Source organism: Hamadaea sp., assembly GCF_013362815.1.
Lineage (GTDB): Bacteria > Actinomycetota > Actinomycetes > Mycobacteriales > Micromonosporaceae > Hamadaea.
In genome coordinates, this window is sequence record NZ_JABFVK010000049.1 from 1 (window position 1) to 18104 (window position 18104).

Below are 18104 nucleotides of genomic sequence, written 5' to 3' on the forward strand. Positions count from 1 at the left end.
CTGCTGATCTTCGCGCGTACCTCCTCGGCGCGCGCGTGGCCCAGGCCGTCCAGCCGGTCGGCCGCGCGCCGCCAGGAGCGCTCCGCCGCCTCGGTCGCGCCGAGCCGGGCGTACGCGTCGCCGAGGTGGTCGGCGGCATCGGCCTCGTGGAAGGGATCACCGAGATCAGCCAGCATCCCGACCGCGTGTTCGAGGCAGTCGACCGCCTCGCGTACCTCGCCGAGGGCCAGGTAGGCGTAGGCCAGGCTGTCCCAGGTGAACGCCTCGGTCCGCCGATCACCGAGCCGGTGCAGCAGATCCAGCGCGGCCCGGCAATGGGTGACCGCGTCCCACGGCCGCCCGAGCAGGCACTCGTACCAGCCGACGGCGTTGAGCGCGCGGGCCTCGCCCGGCTCGTCGCCGCACTCGCGGAACAGGTGCAACGCCGATGCGCTGTGCTGCAACGCCTGTGTCAGTTCGCCGCCCTGCTGTTCGTGGAGGTAACCGAGATTGTGGTGGGTCCGGGCCAGGCCGTCGATGTCGCCGATCTCGGCGTACGCGGTCAGGGCCAGGCCCAGCCGTTCATGCGCCTCCACCCACGATCGCCGCCACATCGCCGCCCGCCCCGATCCGGCCAGGCACCGCGCTTCGGCGGCGCGATCGCCGAGCCTGCGCGCGGCGGCCAGGGCGATCTCGTGCGTGGCCGACCAGTCCTCCCACCGGCCGAGCCGCTCGAACACCTCGGTCAGGACACAGGCCAGCTGCCAAGCCTCTCTGTCCAAACCGGACTGTGCGGCGAGCGGCACGGCGTTGACGAGGGCGGCGTACTCCGTCGTGAACCACGCGAGCGCCGCCGCGTCGTCGGCCGCAATCTCCTGCGTCACGCCGTCGACCGGCGGCGACACCTCCAGCGGATCCCGGAACTCGTCCAGGACGGCGGCGTTGGCATGCGCACTGTGCAGGTAATGGTCGACGAGCCGATGCCGTGCGGCCGTCGACTGCTCATCGGTCTCGGCCAGCTCCGCGGCGTACAACATCAGCAGATCGTGGCTGGAGAAGCGCGGTCCGTCACTGATCAGCTGCGCGGTGGCCAGTTCGCGGAGCAGCCGGCGCGTCTCGCTGAGCGTGCATCCGGCGGCGCTCGCGGCCGCAGGCGCACTGACCGACGGGCCGGGACGCACCCCGAGCAGCCGAAACATCCGCCGCGCCGGCTCGCTCACCGCACGATACGACCACGACAGCACCGCGCGGACGTCGGCAGCCGGATCGCCGCCGTCGAATCCGTCCAGGTCGGCGAGGTCCGCGGCCAGCTCGCGCAGCGGCAGCCCGGTGGTCACGGCCCGCGCCGCCACCACCGCCAGCGCGAGCGGCAACCGCGCGCACGCGGCGATCAGCTCGTCGGCCGCCTTCGGCTCCGTCTCAACGCGATTACCCAGGCGATACGCCAAAAGCAGCCGGGCGTCGTCCTGCGACGGAAGTTCGAGCGGGACGGGGGTCGCGCCGTCGACCGCCACGAGACCGGTGAGCCGATGACGGCTCGTGACGAGCGCGAAGCACCCTGGCGTGCCCGGCAGCAGGGGCCGGACCTGGTCGGCCGAGGCGGCGTTGTCGAGGAGGAGAAGCATGCGGCGGCCCGCGAGACGACTGCGCAACGCGGCGGCTTGAGCGTCCGCGCCGTCCGGGTGCGTCACCCCGAGCGCGCTGAGGAAGTCACGGACGACGTCGGACGCGGGCACCGGCCCGGCCGCGTCGAAGCCACGCAGGTTCGCATGCAGTACGCCGTCCGGAAACCGGCCGGCGACCCGATGCGCCCAGTGCAACGCGAGCGAAGTCTTGCCGACGCCGCCCGTGCCGCTGATCGCCGCTACGCGTACGCCCTCGTCGAGGAGCTTGTCCAGAAGGGACAGTTCGTCGGCCCGGCCGGCGAACCACGGGATCGCTGCGGGAGCCTGTCTCAGCGTACGCTGCGGCAGCTCGATACGGGGATCCCGGGTCAGGATCTGCTGCCGAAGGCGCTGCAACGCCGGACCGGGATCGAGGCCGACCTCTTCGGCGAGCGCTCGCTCGACGACGGCGTACGCGTCCAGCGCCGCCGGGGCGCGCCCGGCCCGATAGAGCGCCAGCATCAGTTGCCCGGCCGGACGTTCCCGCAGCGGATCAGCCGCCACGGTCGCCGACAACTCCGGGAGCAGTTCGGCCTGGCGGCCCAGCCGGAGCAGGGCGTCGGCCCGATCGTCGACCGCTTCGATGCGCGCCTGCATGAGCCCGAGGCAGAGCTGTTCGCGTACCTCGGCGGGCACGACGCCGGCGAGGACCTCGCCGTGCCACAACGCCAGCGCGTCTTCCAGGAGCCGCACCGTCTCGGTGTCGTCGCCGGTCTGCGCCGCCTGCTGGACGAGGTGCTGGAATCGGTGGGCGTCGACCGTCATCGGGTCGGCCCGGAGCAGATAACCGCCGCCACGTGCCTCGATCTCGGCTCGCCCCTGCAACGCCGTACGCAGATCGGAGGCGCACACCCGGACGGCGTGCACCGCCGTGCGCGGCGGATCGACCGGCCACATCAGGTCGACGATGCGGTCCACCGGCAGCGCCCGGTTGACCTCCAACGCCAGCAGCCCGAGCAGGTACCGTCGCTTGCGCGGGCCCAGGGTGATCGCGGTGCCGTCGGCGTACGCCGCGACCGGACCGAGCACGCGGATCTCCATGCCCCGATGGTGCCCGACACCGCAGGGCTTCGGCAGACAAGACCAAGATTCCGGACATCGCCCTTCCCCTCGCGCCGAACTCCCAGCACCATCGGGTGGACGAGGGAGGAGCACGACATGGGCAGGGTCTCGGAGACGCTCGCGAACGGCGGCTCGTGGCGCCGATTCTGGTGGCACTACGCCCAGATGGTGATCGCGATGATGATCGGCATGGCGTTGGCTCCACTGGCGCGGCTGCTGTTCAACACGCTCGGCGCCGCGGAGGCGTACGCGCGTGCCGACGTGATGGTGCTGGTCATGGCGACGACGATGGTCATCGGGATGACGGCGTGGATGCTGTTCCGCCGCCACGGCTGGCGGCCGATCGCCGAGATGGCGGCGGCGATGTACGTCCCGTTCCTCGTCCTGCTGCCATTCCTGTGGGCCGGCTTGATCGACCGGATGATCCTGTCGACCGCCGGTCACGTGCTGATGTTCCTCGCGATGGCCGGCGTGATGCTGCTGCGCCCGGCGGAGTACATGCTCCCGCACAGCACACACCGTCATCACGCGACGAACGAGGCCTAGGGCCTTTCGCCACAGATCTGGCTATCGCCGATCGATCAGGTGGCCGACAAGCCAACGCAGCAGCCGTCGGCCGTTGCCGCTGGCAGCTGTCTCCGCTTTGCGAGACGCTTCTACGGCGGCGAAGCCGTAATCACGCATGCGCTCCTCGTAGGCCCCGATCGCTGCTACGGGGTTGTCGCCGCTGTCGGCCAGGGAGCGGCAAAGGATGGCGGCATCCATGAACGCAGTGTTGGCGCCCGATCCGCGAGCAGGGCTCATGGCGTGGATCGCATCGCCGAGGAGGGTCACTCGGCTGGGCGTCCAGGCGGCCACGCGCTCGGAGCTGCGCACTCGGATGAGGAATGTGTCGGGAATCGACGCCGCATCGAGCAGCGCCCGCACGTGGGGGTGCCAGCTGCGCACCATGTCGCAGGCCACACCGTGCAACTGTGCTGCGTCCATCGAGGCCGTCGCCGGGTCGGGCACCGTGAACTGGGCTGCCGGCGCCGAAACGGCCCACATCAGATAGTCGTCGGCGGCCGTCAGACGGGCGACCGATCCCAGTGCCTCCACGGCCCGATCGGGTCGGTGCCGGAATCGCATCATTCCGGTGGCCAGCCCGACGTGTCCGCCGACGATGGCGGTGAACCCATTGAGCAGAGCCGGCGGGACGAGGGCCACGGTGCGATCGTCGAGGAGGGTTTTGCCGTAGATGATGCGATTACCGGTGTCGTGCACTCTCGCCGCCGGCAGGAGCCGGGAGCGTATGGCGGAGTTGACGCCGTCGGCCCCGACCAGGACGTCGGATCGCTCGCTCGACCCATCGGCAAACAATACGGTCACTCCGGTGTCATCCTGTTCGAATCCGGAAACCTCGCTCCCGTAGGTGATCCGGTCGGCCAACCCGGTAGTCAGGATTTCGCGTAGCGTCGCGCGGTTCACCGACGTGGACAGCGTCTCAGCCGCGTAGGGATCGCCGGTCGAACCGACGCTCGTCTCATGCAGAATCCGCAGCCGGGAGTTCATCACCGTGAAGCCCCTGCTCGGCGTGCTCGCCGTCGCGAGGACCAATCCGAACAGCTCCGACGGCAGGCAGTCACGCAACGACGTGCCCGCACGCGCATCCACGTGCAGACGGTAGCCTTGCCTGCGGCCATCTGCGGCTGCATCCCGTTCGTAGACTCGAACGTCGACGCCGGCTCGCTGCAACCCCTGCGCCAGGCACAGGCCGCCTAAGCCGGCGCCCGCCACCGCCACCGTCAATCTGCTCATGCTCACTCTCCACCCGCCCCCATACGCGTGCCCGACGATACGCGCACCTGTCCACAAGGGAGCATGTCGATAGATCGCGCTGAATCGCTGCGGAGTCTCAGGGGGCGTAGGGCGGGGCGGTCGAGGCTCGGACGACCAACTCGGGTTCCAGCCGGACCTGCCGGTGTTCGTGCCTGTCCCGCGCCTCGTCGAGCAACAGGTCGGCCGCCGTCTCACCGAGCCGATAAGGCGACTGCCGGACGGTGGTCAGCGGTGGGGTCAACCTGCGCGCGAAGGAGAGGTCGTCGTAACCGACCACCGACAGATCCTGCGGTACGCGTACCCCTTGATCTTCAAGACCGTCGAGCAGCCCGAGGGCGGCGGTGTCGTTGAGGCAGACCACCGCCGTGACCGGGGGTGACGCGGACAGGATCTGCTCAGCGGCCGCCGCCGCGGCTTCGGTGAGCGAGGGCGGCCGCAGCTGGAGGCGAAGGTCGAGCAGCGCGGCGGACGGATCGAGCCCGAATCCGGCGAGCGCCTGGCGCAGACCTTCGCGACGCCCCGCCACGGGAGCCGGATTGACCGAGTCCCCGAGGTACGCGATCCGCCGGTGGCCCAGCGCGAGCAGGTGCTCGCCCGCGAGCCGTCCACCGAGGACGTCGTCCGCGCCGACCGCGCAGAGACCGAGCCCGTCACCGGGATGATCGACCAGGACGACCGGCGTGCCCTGACGGCTCAGCGCCAGCAGTCGCGACAGGTCGGTCCCGAACGGGGAGATGATGACGCCGCGGACGGCCTGCGCCTGCAGCAGACGGAGTAGGCGCGTCTCCTTGTCCTCGCGGAGATCGGTGCTGCCCGCCAGGAGGAGGCAGCCCTCGGGGGCGAGCCGGTCCTCGATGCCGCGATTGACCTCGGCGTAGAACGGATTGGCCAGATCCAGCGTGATGCTGCCGACCATGGGACTCGGTACGCCGCGCAGCTGACGCGCCGGGCCGTGGGGCACGTAACCGACTCCGGCGATCGCCGCCTCGACGCGTTGCCGCGTCTCGGGAGCCACGATCGCCGGCCGGCTCAGCACATTGGCCACTGTGGAGACCGAGACTCCGGCCGCTTGCGCGACTTCACGCATACCACTCCGGCGATTCCGGCCAGTCATGGCACCTCCCCCGATTGCCACCGTGGAACATAGAAGCGTATCGTTCACAGCCTCCACGGAAATTACAAACGTTACAACCGAGGAAGGGCCATGAAGAAAGCACTGCTAGCTCTCAGTGCCGCTGCGCTCACAGCGGCCGCGTCGTTGTTCGTGTTCGCTCCGCCCGCGTACGCAGCCACCGGGCTGCACATCAGTGGCCGGAACGTCGTCGAGGCCAACGGCCAGAACTTCATCATGCGCGGGGTCAACCACCCGCACGTCTGGTACACCAGCCAGACCAGTTCGTTCGCCAACGTCAAAGCCTTGGGCGCCAACACGATCCGCGTCGTGCTCGGCAGCGGCAAGCGCTGGGGCCCGTCGAGCGACGTCGCCAACGTCATCAGCCTGTGCAAGCAGAACAAGCTGATCTGCGTATTGGAAGTGCACGACACGACCGGATACGGCGAAGACGGCGCGGCCGCGACCCTCGACGAGGCGGTCAACTACTGGATCACCCAGAAGAGCGTACTGGTCGGCCAGGAGAACTACGTCATCATCAACATCGGCAACGAGCCGATCGGCAACACCAACCCGAGCCAGTGGATCGACGCGACCTCGAACGCCGTGAAGAAGATGCGCAGCAACGGTTTCGAGCACATGCTGATGGTCGACGCCCCGAACTGGGGCCAGGACTGGCAGAACGTCATGCGGGACAACGCGCAGACGATCTGGAACGCCGACACCCTGAAGAACACGCTGTTCTCCATCCACATGTACAGCGTCTACAGCCAGGCCTCGACGATCACGTCGTACTTCGACGCGTTCCAGACGATGGGGCTGCCGCTGGTGATCGGCGAGTTCGGCTGGCAGTTCAGCTCCGGCGAGGTCGACCACGAGACGATCCTGGCCCAGGCACAGGCCCGCGGCCTCGGCTACCTCGGCTGGTCGTGGAGCGGCAACACCGATCCGATCCTGGACATGGCGACGAGCTTCAACCCGGCGCAGCTCACCACTTGGGGCCAGCGGATCTTCAACGGGACCAACGGCATCAAGGCCACCGCGAAGGAAGCCACCATCTTCAGCGGCGTCACCTCGCCGTCGGCGTCGACGTCCGCCTCGGCCTCGGCCTCCCCCTCGCCGTCCGTTTCGCCGTCGCGGTCACCGTCCGCCTCGCCCAGCACCTCGCCCACGTCCAGCGGAGGCAAGACGTGCACGGCGACTTATACCATCGTCAACTCGTGGCCAGGTGGCTTCCAAGCCGACGTCAAGGTCACCGCGGGCAGCGCCGCCATCAGCGGCTGGGCGGTCAGCTGGACGTTCGCCAACGGCCAGACGGTCACTCAGATGTGGAGCGCCACGCCGACCACCAGCGGAGCGTCCGTCACCGCCCGGAACGTGAGCTACAACGGCAGCCTCGCCGCGGCGGGCAGCACCAGCTTCGGGTTCCTCGGGTCGTGGAACGGCACCAACGCCGTACCGGCGGTGTCGTGCTCAGCTAGCTGACGCGTTCTCCCGGGCCGTCCATGATCATGGTCATTTCTGGTTTGCCACGGCGACGAAATTGACCATGATCGTGGACACCCCTCACCCACTCCACTTTGTCAGGTGGTTCGCGAGGGACTCGGGGCAGCTCAGGGCGCCCAGGTGGCCGCCCGGGATCTCGACGACGTCGAGACCCAGTCGCCGGCGAACGAGACGGCGCTGGAACTCCAGCGGGAAGAACCGGTCGTCCACGCCCTGTAAGAAGGTGGTCGGCACGTCGGGCCACGACGACAACGGCCACGGCTGGGTGAACAGCCGCTCCGACGGGCCGGTGGGCGTACGCGATGTCGCTTCGGCGGTGATCTCCGCAGGCACGTCGTGGAAGAAGTCCTCGAGCAGATCGAACTGCCTGCCCTGGCGCGCTTCGTCGTGACCGACGTTCGCCCACCATTCACCGGCCGACTCCCCCGGTGCCGGGACCATGGCGTTGACGAGCACGATCCCGGCGACCGGCGTACGCGCGGCGACGACGGGGGCGAGGAATCCGGCGAGCGACTGCGCCACCAACACCGGATTCGGGCGTCCGATCATCGCTTGGTGGATGGCCTCGGCGTACTCGTCGTAGCCCGCGTCGTCCGACTGCGGCAGATCCACCGCGACCGCGTCGTGGCCTTCAGCCTGCAGAAGCGGGAGGACGCGATGCCAGTACCAAGCCTGGCCGTCGGCCCCCGGGATGAGGACGAAGTCGGTCACGACAGCGCCCCCGGGAACCGGCTGACGAAGTCGAGCGTGCCGACCCAGTCGGGCTTCAGGCCGATGCGGACCATCTTCCGCCCAGACTGTTCGACATCCGCGATGTTGCGCGCGCCCTGCTCGGGTCCGTAGTAGTGGTGGTGCGCTGCAACGTACTCGGGAACGATGCCCTCGACCTCGGTCACCGTGGCCTGGCCGCGCAGCAGCAGGACTTCCGGCGGGGGGCCGGGCGTGTCGATGGTGATCGCCATCGCGGGGCGGGCGCGCAACGCGATGATCTTGGCGCTGCCCGCGAACGTGCCGAAGACCAGCTCGTCGCCGGTCCAGTGGAACATCACCGGGAAGACGCGAGGCGTGCCGTCCTTCGCCACGTACGCCACCCGCGCGAGCTCGGTCGAGGCGAGCAGCCGCTGGGCGAGGTCGGTCGTCAGCAGTCCGAGGTTTCCTTGCTTCATCTCCATACTCCTAAATTAGGAGTATCCACTACCAGAATGCAAGAGGGAGCACTATGATTTCTTCGTGGCAGGTAAACGAAGGTTCGACGATCCGTGCGGAGTGGCCCGGGCGCTCGGCGTCGTCGGGGAACGATGGGCCCTGCTCGTCGTGCGCGAATTGCTGCTCGGGCCGAAGCGGTTCACCGAGCTGAGCCGGGGGCTGCCCGGGTTGAGCCAGAACGTGCTCTCCCAGCGGCTCCGGGAGCTCGAAGAGTCCGGGGTCGTACGCAAGAGGCGGCTCGGCCCGCCGGTGAGCGCGACGGCGTACGAGCTGACCGAGTTGGGGGCGTTGCTCGATCCCGTGCTGATCTCCCTCGCGACCTTCGGCAGCCGGTTGCCGTTGCCGTCGGCGGAGACCCCGATGAGTGCGGACGCGTTCGTCCTCGCCTTGCGGACGACGTTCGACCCCGACGCCTCGAAGACGAAGCGGGACGGCACGTTCGAGCTACGCCTGGACGACGACGTCTTCCGTGCGTCGATCCAGGACGGCACTTTCAAAGTTGCGCGAGGTATTGCGACCGCACCCGATGCGGTCATCACCGGCAGCGTCGCCGCCGTGCGCGCAGTCGTGTTCGGTGGCCGGCCACTGACTGAAGGCGCGCGGCCATCGACCGAAGGTGGCCGATCGCTCACCGAAGAGGTGCAGGTCAGCGGGGATCGCCGGGCCGCCGAGCGGTTCGTCCGGCTCTTCCCGCGCCCGGCCACCGTCACGGGGTGAGGCGGCGCTGAGCCAGATCACGGATCTGGGTCGATCAGCGCTCAAGATTCGGCCTAGAACCCTGATCCAGCGCCAAAAAAACGCCGGCGGAGCCAGCGAAGTTGCCGCCGCACGTGGACAGCCTCGCCGCCTTCGTGGTGGTTGAACGGGTACACGTGGATCTCGTGCTCGCCGGCGTACTGGTTCGCGGCGGCGAACACCGTGCTCGGCGGGCAGACCGTGTCGCGCAGCCCCACCCCGAACTGCGCCGGAGCGACCGCCCGCCGGGCGAACGACACGCCGTCCACATACGACAGCGTACGCCGGACGACGTCCTCGGCTTCCCGATGGACCGCGAGGAATCGCACGACCTCGGCGTACGGGTCGGCGTCGGTGATCTCGATGGCGCGCTGGATGTGGCACAGGAACGGCGCGGTCGTCAGCACCGCCGCGAGGTCGCCGACCAGCCCTGAGACGGCGAGGGCCAAGCCACCGCCCTGGCTGTTCCCGGCCACGGCGACGCGAGACGGATCGACTCCCGGCAACGCCCGGACCGCCTCGACGGCGCGAACGGCGTCCGTGATCAACCGGCGATAGTAGAACTCGGCCGGGTCCAGCAATCCCCGAGTCACCGGCCCGGGTCCCCCGTACGCCGTAGCGCCCGGATCCGGCGTGTCACCACCATTGCCGTACTGCCCGCCTTGGCCGCGGCTGTCCATCAGCAGGTGGGCATATCCGGCGGCGGCGTAGGTCGGGCGTTCGTGCGGCAGGCCGCGGCCGCGTCCGTACCCGAGGAACTCCACGACGGCCGGGAGCTCCGACGAGACCCCGGCCGGCCGGGAGTACCAGGCCCGGATCGGGTCGCCCCCGAAGCCCGCGAAGGTGACGTCCCAGCACTCGATCAGGGCGAGGTCTGACGGCTCCGGTCGGACGTCGATCAGCACCGGCTTGGCGGCCGCCGTGGCCAGCGTCGCCGCCCAGAACTCCGCGAAGTCCGCCGGTTCGGCGACCTCGGGCGCGTATCGCTGAAGCTGATCGAGCGGAAGGTCGAACAACGCCATGAAACTTTCCTAATCGGTTCGGAAGTTTCGGAGAACTGTAACACCTCCTCCAACATCCAATGTGCTGTCCACATATGTGAACGGCGTCCAGAAGACCTTGACATGGCTGACTCGGGACGCCTACTGTGCCGCCAAATGTAACGGGCAATTATCGGAAATTTTCGAGGATGCGATGGCTGCGCGGACCTGGCGCCAGGCGTTACGCCGCGACTGGCAGCTCTACTCACTGGCGATCCTGCCCCTGTTGTTCTTCGTGGTCTTCCGCTACCTGCCGATGCTCGGAAACGTGATCGCCTTCCGGCGCTACCGGCCCGGCGGCGACATCTTCGGCGAGCGTTGGGTGGGGCTGCACTACTTCCAGATGTTCTGGAGCGACCCCACCTTCTGGCAGGTCTTCACCAACACGCTGATCATCGGCGGGCTGACGCTCGTGGTGTTGTTCCCGCTACCGGTCGTGCTCGCGCTGCTCCTCAACGAGGTACGCACCCGCGCCCTCAAGCGCTTGGTGCAGACCATCTCGTACCTGCCGCATTTCCTGTCCATCGTGGTCGTGGCCGGCATCGTCTTCCAGGTGCTCTCGGTCGACGGCATCGTGAACCAGGGGCTGAAGGCGCTGGGCCAGGAGGCGGTGCCGTTCCTCCAGCAGCCGGGCTGGTTCCGCACCATCTACGTGAGCTCGGAGGCGTGGCAGACGATCGGCTGGGGCACCATCCTCTACCTCGCCGCGCTGACCACGATCGACCCCGACCTCTACGAGGCGGCCCGGATCGACGGGGCCAACCGCTGGCAGCAGACCTGGCACGTGACGCTGCCGGGCATCCGGCCGACCATGGTGACCCTGCTGATCCTCAACATCGGCACCTTCATGGCGGTCGGGTTCGAGAAGATCCTGCTGCTCTACAACCCGCTGACCTATCCGACCGCCGACGTCGTCGCGACCTACCTCTACCGGGTCGGCGTGGTCTCCGGGAGTTTCAGTTACGCCGCCGCCATCGGGCTGTTCGAGTCGGTCATCGGGCTGGTACTGGTCCTGTCGGCCAACGCGATCTCCCGCCGCACAGTTGGGACGAGCCTGTGGTGACCGTCGAGGCTCCCGAGACGCTCGCGAGCACGCCCGCCAAGCCCAACAAGGGCCAACGACCCAGTCGCGGCTACCGAGTCTTCCAAGGTGTGAACGCACTGGTGCTGACCGGTGTCGTCGTCCTGACCCTGTACCCGCTGATCAACATTCTGGCGCGGTCGTTCAGCGCCGAGGACTACATCCGCTCCGGCCAGGTGAACCTGCTGCCGCGCGGGTTCAACCTCACGACGTACCGCCGGGTCATGTCCGACCCGATGTTCTGGACGAACTACCGGAACACCATCTACTACACCGTGGTGGCGACCGCGATCTCCATGGTGCTCACGGTCTGTTACGCGTACGTGCTGTCCAAGAAGCACCTGCGCGGCCGGTCGGTGCTGGTCGGTCTGGCCGTCTTCACGATGTTCTTCAACGGCGGGCTCATCCCGAACTACGTCCTGGTCAGCGGGCTCGGTCTGCGCAACACCATCTGGGCGATCGTGCTGCCCAATGCGATCAGCGTGTTCAACCTGCTCGTCATGAAGTCGTTCTTCGAGTCGATGCCGGTCGAGCTGGAGGAGGCCGCCGCCGTCGACGGCCTCAACACGTACCAGACCCTGCTGCGGATCGTGCTTCCCCTGTCCAAGGCCATGCTCGCCACGATGGTGCTGTTCTACGCGGTCTCCTTCTGGAACTCCTGGTTCTCGGCGTTCCTCTACCTGGACCGCTCGGAGATGTTCCCCGTCACCGTCTACCTGCGCAACCTGATCGCCGGCGCGACCGGCGGCTCCGACGTCGGGACGGCCAGCGAGACCGCGCTGCAGATCGCCGCCAACATCCAGTCGGTGACGATTGTCCTCACGGTTTTGCCGATCATGCTCGTCTATCCCTTCATCCAGCGCTACTTCGTCTCGGGCGTGATGCTCGGGGCGGTCAAGGGGTAGCGCGCTCCACGGAACAGCACTGCAGGAAAACACCCCATGAAACGCCCCATGAAATGGAGTGACCATGTACCAGCTCTCCCGGCGCCAGGTGCTCCTCGCCGCCGGCGCCGCCGCCTCCACGCTCGCGTTGGCCGGCTGCGGTGACGACGACGAAGGCGACGCCGACCTCTCCGGCAAGAAGGCCGGCGCGATGGACAAGTACGCCGCGGGCGACCAGTTCAAGGCGACCGAGGCGCTCAAGTTCTCCATCATGCTGCTCAGCAACGCCGCCTACCCGTACAAGGCGGACTGGCTGTTCTGGTCGGAGCTGACCAAGCGGACCAACGTCACCCTGGAGCCGACGGTCGTCCCCGGCAGCGACTACAACCAGAAGCGCAGCGTCATGGTCAGCGCGGGCGACGCGCCGATGATCATTCCGAAGACGTACCACCCCGACGAGGAGGCGCTCATCGCCGGTGGGGCGATCCTGCCGGTCAGCGACTACCTCGATCTCATGCCGAACTTCAAGGACAAGGTCGCCAAGTGGAAGCTGGACAGCGACCTCGACACCTACCGCCAGCAGGACGGCAAGTTCTACCTGCTGCCCGGTGTGCATGAGACGGTCTACGTCGACTACTCGATAGCCATCCGGACCGACATCCTCACCAAGCTCAACCTTCAGATCCCGAAGACCTGGGACGATCTGCACGCCGTGCTGAAGGCGATGAAGGCGGCGTACCCGGATCAGTATCCCATGTCCGACCGGTGGTCCACGCCCCCGCAGCCGGGCGCGAACAACCTGCTCGCCCTGCTCAGCAACGCGTTCGGCACCGGCGCCGGCTGGGACTACCAGAACGCCTGGTGGGACAAAGACGCGGGCAAGTTCGTGCTCACCGGCGCGATGGACCAGTACAAGCAGATGCTGACCTTCCTGAACACGCTGGTCTCGGAGAAGCTGCTCGACCCGGAGAGCTTCACCCAGCAGGACGACCAGGCCCGGCAGAAGTTCGCCAACGGCAAGTCCTTCGTGATCAGCTGCAACACCCAGACCCTGGTCAACGAGCTGCGCAAGGACATCGCGAAGATCCCGGGCGCGACGGTGGTCAAGATTCCGCGGCCGATCGGCCCGGCCGGTCCGAACAAGCCCGGCACCGCCCGGCTGGAGAACGGCATCATGATCTCCAAGAAGGCGTTGGAGAGCAAGAACTTCGTCGCGATGATGCAGTTCATCGACTGGCTGTGGTACTCCGACGCGGGCGAGGAGTTCGCCAAGTGGGGCATCGAAGGCACCACGTTCACGAAGGACGCCTCCGGTAAGCGCACCCTCGCGCCGGACGTCAACGTCGTCGGGCTGAACCCGTCGGGCACCAAGCACTTGCAGGTGGACTTCGGCTTCTTCAACGGCGTGTTCGCCTACGGCGGCAGCACCGAGCTGCGGGAGTCCTTCTACTCCGACGAGGAGAAGGAGTTCCAGAAGGAGATGAACACCCGGCAGAGCCTGCCCGTACCGCCGCCGCGCCCGTTCAGCGCCGACGAGCGGGAGCAGGCCACCCTCTGGGAGACGGGCATCAAAGACTACGTCAACCAGCAGACCCTCAAGTTCATCCTCAACCAGCGCCCGCTCGGCGACTGGGACAAGTACGTGGCCGAATTGAAGGGCAAGAACTCCGACCAGTTCATCGAGCTGGCGAACAAGGCGTACGACCGCTACAAGAAGGCGCACCCCTGACGATGACAGTCCACGTTCCCGAGCAGCCCGTCGGCACATTGAGCGACGCCTGGCACTTCTGCGTCGGCACCGGGGAGTTCCCGCTCGCCCTGCGGCGGGACTACCAGGAGTCCCTCGCCGTGATCCAGCGCGAGATCGGCTTCCGGCACATCCGCGGCCACGGGCTGCTCGGGGACGCCGTCGGGGTGCACCGGCCCTACGAATGGGCCGGTCGCCGCGACGTCCGGCACGTCTTCACCTACGTCGATCAGATCGTCGACGCGTACCTGGAGCTGGGGATCGCGCCGTTCGTGGAGCTCGGCTTCATGCCGTCCACTCTGGCCTCCGGCAGCCAGACCGTGTTCTGGTGGCAGGGCAACGTCACTCCGCCCACCTCCTATGCCGAGTGGGCCGATCTCGTCCGGGCGACGATCCGCCATCTCATCGACCGCTACGGTCTCGATCAGGTCCGCACCTGGCCGATCGAGGTCTGGAACGAGCCCAATCTGAAGGACTTCTGGCTCGACGCCGACGAGGCCGCGTACCACCAGCTCTACGAGGTCACCGCGACCACGATCAAGGAGATCGACGCCGGGCTTCAGGTCGGTGGCCCGGCCATCTCCCCCGGTTCCGACGAGTGGATGGTCCGCTTCGCCGACTTCTGCGCCGCGAAGGACGTCCCGGTCGACTTCGTCAGCCGGCACGCGTACAGCTCCGGGCCGTCTCAACACGTCCCGTTCGGGGTCTACCAGGCGCTCGCGCCCGCCGCGACGCTCCTCGACCAATTCGGCAAGCCCCGCGAGCAGCTGCGCGGCACGCCGTTCGAGGGCCTGCCGGTCCACATCACCGAGTTCAACTCCTCCTACCGGCCCGACAACCCCATCCACGACACCGCCTTCCACGCCGCGTACCTCGCGCCCGTGATCGCGCGCGGCGGCGAGCACGCCGACTCGTACTCCTACTGGACGTTCAGCGACATGTTCGAGGAGGCGGGGGTGCCGGCCACGCTGTTCCACGGCGGCTTCGGGCTGCTCACGCATCGTCAGATCAAGAAACCCACCTTCCACGTGTACGCCTTCATGCAGCGACTCGGCAGCGCGATCCTGTGCCAGGACGACTCCTGTCTGGTCACGCGCGACGAATCGGGCCGCATCGCCGTGCTGGCCTGGGCGCCTGTCGACGTGAACGGCACGGTCGAGGGCGTCGCGGGACATCACGTGCGACTGTCGATCCCCATGACATCGACACAGCCAGTTGATTCGGCGTTCCTGCTGCGCTCGTCGGTCAGCGAGACCATGGGCAACGTCCGGACGGCCTGGGGTGAGCTGGGCCGCCCGGCTTCACCCACCGCCCGGCAGCTCGACATCCTCCGGGAGACCGCCGAACCCGTACGCCGGCACGCCCGGCTCCCGGTCGTCGACGGACGGGTGGAACTCGACCTGTGGCTCGACGCGAACGAGGTCACCCTGGCCGAGATCAGCCCGGTGACCGACGAGACTCCACAGTGGTGGGACGACGGCCGGTTGCTCGGAGACCCGTCATGACGGTCAGCGCGCGCCGGGAATTCGGCGAGGGCCCGCTCTCCCGAGTCACCGCGTTCGTCTACACGATGCTCACGGTCGAGGCGCTCCTGCTACTCACCACCGCTCCGGCGTACGCGCTGCTGCTGTTGCTGGACCGGGACGTGAGCAACCTGCCGCTGGCCGCGTTGTGCGCGCTCCCGATCGGACCGGCCGTCGCGGCCGGCCTGTACGCCGTCCACCATCGGCGGGACACGCTCGCCGAGCTGCGCCCGGCGTCGGCGTACTGGCGGGGCTATCGGGCCAACATCGTTGGGGTGCTGCGGTTGTGGACGCCGTTGCTCGCCTGGCTGGCGGTCGTCGGCGTGATCGTGACCCATCGCGAGGCGGCCGGGGTGCCGGTCTGGTGGGCCGTGTTGCTGCTGGTCGTGGCGGCCGTCGCGATCGCGTGGGGGCTGAACGCGCTCGTGATCACGTCGCTGTTCGCCTTCCGGGCTCGCGACGTCGCCCGGCTCTCGGCGTACCATTTGATCAAGAGCTGGCGCGGCGCGTTGGCGCAGGTGAGCCTGCTGGTGTTGGCCCTGGGCGTCACGGTCTTCTTCTCCGAGGCGGTGCTGGCGCTGGCCGCGAGCCTGTTCGTGCTGGGGCTGGTCCGCGCGAGCCGGGCGATGACCGACGAGATCCGCGCGGAGTTCGTCCGGTGAATCCAAGTGCGGCGAAGATCTTGTTCGGCGGCGACTACAACCCGGAGCAGTGGCCGAAAGAGGTCTGGGAGCAGGACTACCGGCTGTTCGACCTGGCCGGGATCGACACGGTGACGCTCGGCGTGTTCGACTGGGCGCTCACCCAGCCCGCCGAGGACGTCTACGATTTCTCCACTTTGGACGCGGTCGTCGGCAAAGCGGTCGCCGAAGGCCGCCGGATCTGCCTCGCGACCGGCACCGGCGCGCACCCCGCCTGGCTGGCCAAGGCCCATCCGGAAGTGACCCGCGTCGACTTCGATGGCCGCAAGCACCGGTTCGGTCAGCGGCACAACTCGTGCCCGAGTTCACCGGTGTTCCGGCGGCTGTCGGCGGAGCTCGCGCGCCGGATCGCCCGCCGGTACGCCGGGACCGAGGCGATCGTGGCCTGGCACGTCGGCAACGAGTACGGCGGCGCGTGTTATTGCGAGCTGTGCGCGGCCGGTTTCCGCGACTGGCTCCGCACGAAGTACGCCGACCTGGACCGGCTCAACGACGCCTGGTGCGCCACGTTCTGGGCGCACACGTTCACCGACTGGGACGAGATCGAGCCGCCGTCGGCGCTGACCGAGCATTGGCGGGGTCCCGACCACACCGCGTTCCAGGGCATCACGCTGGACTACCTGCGGTTCATGTCCGACGCGATGCTCGCGAACTTCGTGGACGAGAAGGCGGCGATCCGCGAGTCCGATCCGGACACCCCGGTGACGACGAACTTCATGGGCATGTACCGGCCGATCGACTATCACCGGTGGGCGGCGCACCTCGACTTCGCGTCGTGGGACAACTACCCGCCGGACGACCAGTCGGCGGCGCGGATGGCGTTCACCCACGACCTGATGCGCGGGCTCAAGGACGGGCAGCCGTTCTGGCTCATGGAGCAGACGCCGAGTTTCACCGCCTGCCGGGACGTCAACCCGCTCAAGCGGCCCGGCATCATGCGGCTGTGGAGCTGGCAGGCGGTCGCCCACGGAGCGGACGCCGTGCTGTTCTTCCAGATGCGGGCCAATCGGGGCGCGTCCGAGAAGTACCACGGCGCCGTCATCGGCCACGCCGGGCGGTCCGACACCCGCGTGTTCACCGAGGTCGCGGAGCTCGGCGCGGAACTGACCCGGCTCGGTTCCGTTTCGCTGGGGGCGCGTACGCCGGCTCGGGTGGCGATCTTGTTCGACTGGGACAGCTGGTGGGCCCTCGACCTGTCGGACGGGCCGTCCCGGCTGGTGCGTTATCAGGAAGTCGTGCTGGCGTACCACCGGGCGCTGTGGGACCTCGGCGTCGACGTGGACGTCGTGCCCGTCTACGCCGACCTGTCGCGCTACGACGTCGTGGTCGCCCCGGCGTTGCACATGCTCAAGGGAAGTATCGCCACTCGATTGGAAGACGTGGCCCGCCGCGGTGGATCGGTCCTCACGACGTTCCTCTCCGGCCGGGTCGACGCCGACGACAACGTCTTCCTCATGGACGTTCCCGGCCCGCTCGGTGAGCTGCTGGGCGTACGCGTGGACGAGTGGGACGCGCGCGAGGCGTCGTTCGTGAACCCGGTCCAGCTGGCCGACGGAGTGACCGTCGACTCCCGGCTGCTCTTCGAACTCGTCATCCCGCAGGGGGCGTCGGTCGTCGGCACCTACCAAGCCGACTGGTACGCCGGAACCCCGGCCGTCACCCGCAACGCGTACGGGGCTGGGGATGCGTGGTACGTCGGAGCGGGGCTGGATCAGGCCGGGGTGTCCTGGGTCGTCCGTCAGGCGCTCGACCGCCACGGGGTCATCGGCCTGTACGCCTCCTCATCCTCGTTGTCCGATGTGGAGGTGGCTCGCCGGGTCGCGCCCGACGGCCGGACCATTCTGTTCGTGCTCAACCACTCTGCCGTCGCTGTCTCGCTACCCGCCGCCGTCTCGGGCGTCGACCTGCTGACCGGGATCCGCTTCACCCTCGGCGACCCCCTTCGTCTCGCACCTTCCGACGTCCTCGTCCTCCGCGTCGATCCCTGAACCCTGCACCGTTTCCGCTCTCCGCGTTGATCATGAACCTACGGTCCCCCTCGACGGCG

General features: G+C 68.2%; 15 protein-coding genes. 9 read left to right on the forward strand and 6 right to left on the reverse strand.

Annotated elements, in window-relative coordinates:
• Positions 1 to 2684, reverse strand: a 2684-nt coding sequence (locus tag HOV77_RS22380) for an AfsR/SARP family transcriptional regulator (RefSeq protein ID WP_290864663.1), incomplete at its 3' end; no start/stop codon positions are given.
• A gap of 117 nt (positions 2685 to 2801) precedes the next feature.
• Here HOV77_RS22380 and HOV77_RS22385 point away from each other — a divergent pair.
• Positions 2802 to 3251 carry a hypothetical protein gene (locus tag HOV77_RS22385; protein ID WP_290864664.1) on the forward strand — a complete coding sequence of 150 codons (450 nt, stop codon included), beginning with the start codon at positions 2802 to 2804 and terminating at the stop codon, positions 3249 to 3251.
• Between the two features lie 21 nt (positions 3252 to 3272).
• Here the strand turns inward: HOV77_RS22385 and HOV77_RS22390 are convergent, their stop codons facing one another.
• Positions 3273 to 4502, reverse strand: coding sequence for an NAD(P)/FAD-dependent oxidoreductase (locus tag HOV77_RS22390; RefSeq protein ID WP_290864666.1), 1230 nt, complete (start codon positions 4500 to 4502; stop codon positions 3273 to 3275).
• Between the two features lie 97 nt (positions 4503 to 4599).
• Entirely contained in the window at positions 4600 to 5637 is a 1038-nt protein-coding gene (locus HOV77_RS22395; RefSeq protein WP_290864668.1) for a LacI family DNA-binding transcriptional regulator, read from the reverse strand.
• Between the two features lie 90 nt (positions 5638 to 5727).
• Between HOV77_RS22395 and HOV77_RS22400 the strand changes: the two genes are divergently transcribed.
• Positions 5728 to 7119 carry a cellulase family glycosylhydrolase gene (locus tag HOV77_RS22400; RefSeq protein ID WP_290864670.1) on the forward strand — a complete coding sequence of 464 codons (1392 nt, stop codon included), beginning with the start codon at positions 5728 to 5730 and terminating at the stop codon, positions 7117 to 7119.
• Between the two features lie 81 nt (positions 7120 to 7200).
• Here HOV77_RS22400 and HOV77_RS22405 read toward each other — a convergent pair whose 3' ends face one another.
• The gene (locus HOV77_RS22405) at positions 7201 to 7851 is read right to left on the reverse strand and encodes an alpha/beta hydrolase (protein WP_290864672.1); all 651 of its coding nucleotides are present in this window, start codon (positions 7849 to 7851) and stop codon (positions 7201 to 7203) included.
• A complete protein-coding gene (locus tag HOV77_RS22410) occupies positions 7848 to 8312 on the reverse strand; it encodes a pyridoxamine 5'-phosphate oxidase family protein (RefSeq protein ID WP_290864674.1) in 465 nt (154 codons plus the stop codon). Before HOV77_RS22410 ends, HOV77_RS22405 begins: the two co-directional genes overlap by 4 nt.
• A 58-nt stretch (positions 8313 to 8370) precedes the next feature.
• On the opposite strand from HOV77_RS22410, the gene HOV77_RS22415 reads away from it, so the two are divergent.
• The gene (locus HOV77_RS22415) at positions 8371 to 9063 is read left to right on the forward strand and encodes a helix-turn-helix domain-containing protein (protein ID WP_290864676.1); all 693 of its coding nucleotides are present in this window, start codon (positions 8371 to 8373) and stop codon (positions 9061 to 9063) included.
• 53 nt (positions 9064 to 9116) lie between these two features.
• Here the strand turns inward: HOV77_RS22415 and HOV77_RS22420 are convergent, their stop codons facing one another.
• The gene (locus tag HOV77_RS22420; protein WP_290864679.1) at positions 9117 to 10103 is read right to left on the reverse strand and encodes an acetylxylan esterase; all 987 of its coding nucleotides are present in this window, start codon (positions 10101 to 10103) and stop codon (positions 9117 to 9119) included.
• 172 nt (positions 10104 to 10275) lie between these two features.
• Between HOV77_RS22420 and HOV77_RS22425 the strand changes: the two genes are divergently transcribed.
• The 6 genes from HOV77_RS22425 to HOV77_RS22450 all read left to right on the forward strand — a co-directional run bounded on the left by HOV77_RS22425 (position 10276) and on the right by HOV77_RS22450 (position 18045).
• Positions 10276 to 11184: an ABC transporter permease subunit gene (locus HOV77_RS22425; RefSeq protein ID WP_290864681.1), complete on the forward strand. Its 909-nt coding sequence runs from the start codon at positions 10276 to 10278 to the stop codon at positions 11182 to 11184.
• Positions 11181 to 12107, forward strand: coding sequence for a carbohydrate ABC transporter permease (locus tag HOV77_RS22430; RefSeq protein WP_290864683.1), 927 nt, complete (start codon positions 11181 to 11183; stop codon positions 12105 to 12107). The genes HOV77_RS22425 and HOV77_RS22430 overlap by 4 nt, the downstream gene beginning before the upstream one ends.
• Positions 12108 to 12171: 64 nt before the next feature.
• Complete coding sequence (locus HOV77_RS22435; RefSeq protein ID WP_290864685.1) at positions 12172 to 13815, forward strand: extracellular solute-binding protein; 1644 nt, start codon at positions 12172 to 12174, stop codon at positions 13813 to 13815.
• Between the two features lie 2 nt (positions 13816 to 13817).
• Positions 13818 to 15338 carry a xylan 1,4-beta-xylosidase gene (locus HOV77_RS22440; RefSeq protein WP_290864686.1) on the forward strand — a complete coding sequence of 507 codons (1521 nt, stop codon included), beginning with the start codon at positions 13818 to 13820 and terminating at the stop codon, positions 15336 to 15338.
• Positions 15335 to 16018 carry a hypothetical protein gene (locus tag HOV77_RS22445; protein ID WP_290864688.1) on the forward strand — a complete coding sequence of 228 codons (684 nt, stop codon included), beginning with the start codon at positions 15335 to 15337 and terminating at the stop codon, positions 16016 to 16018. The genes HOV77_RS22440 and HOV77_RS22445 overlap by 4 nt, the downstream gene beginning before the upstream one ends.
• A complete protein-coding gene (locus HOV77_RS22450; protein ID WP_290864691.1) occupies positions 16015 to 18045 on the forward strand; it encodes a beta-galactosidase in 2031 nt (676 codons plus the stop codon). Before HOV77_RS22445 ends, HOV77_RS22450 begins: the two co-directional genes overlap by 4 nt.
• Positions 18046 to 18104 lie beyond the last annotated feature (59 nt).

What these genes read in the sequence shown, in the direction of transcription:
- HOV77_RS22425 (WP_290864681.1), top strand. Translation starts at nt 10,276, where the DNA reads ATGGCTGCGCGGACCTGGCGCCAGGCGTTACGCCGCGACTGGCAGCTC.
- HOV77_RS22440 (WP_290864686.1), top strand. Translation starts at nt 13,818, where the DNA reads ATGACAGTCCACGTTCCCGAGCAGCCCGTCGGCACATTGAGCGACGCC.
- HOV77_RS22390 (WP_290864666.1), bottom strand. Translation starts at nt 4,502, where the DNA reads ATGAGCAGATTGACGGTGGCGGTGGCGGGCGCCGGCTTAGGCGGCCTG.
- HOV77_RS22410 (WP_290864674.1), bottom strand. Translation starts at nt 8,312, where the DNA reads ATGGAGATGAAGCAAGGAAACCTCGGACTGCTGACGACCGACCTCGCC.
- HOV77_RS22395 (WP_290864668.1), bottom strand. Translation starts at nt 5,637, where the DNA reads ATGACTGGCCGGAATCGCCGGAGTGGTATGCGTGAAGTCGCGCAAGCG.
- HOV77_RS22400 (WP_290864670.1), top strand. Translation starts at nt 5,728, where the DNA reads ATGAAGAAAGCACTGCTAGCTCTCAGTGCCGCTGCGCTCACAGCGGCC.
- HOV77_RS22385 (WP_290864664.1), top strand. Translation starts at nt 2,802, where the DNA reads ATGGGCAGGGTCTCGGAGACGCTCGCGAACGGCGGCTCGTGGCGCCGA.
- HOV77_RS22420 (WP_290864679.1), bottom strand. Translation starts at nt 10,103, where the DNA reads ATGGCGTTGTTCGACCTTCCGCTCGATCAGCTTCAGCGATACGCGCCC.
- HOV77_RS22445 (WP_290864688.1), top strand. Translation starts at nt 15,335, where the DNA reads ATGACGGTCAGCGCGCGCCGGGAATTCGGCGAGGGCCCGCTCTCCCGA.
- HOV77_RS22435 (WP_290864685.1), top strand. Translation starts at nt 12,172, where the DNA reads ATGTACCAGCTCTCCCGGCGCCAGGTGCTCCTCGCCGCCGGCGCCGCC.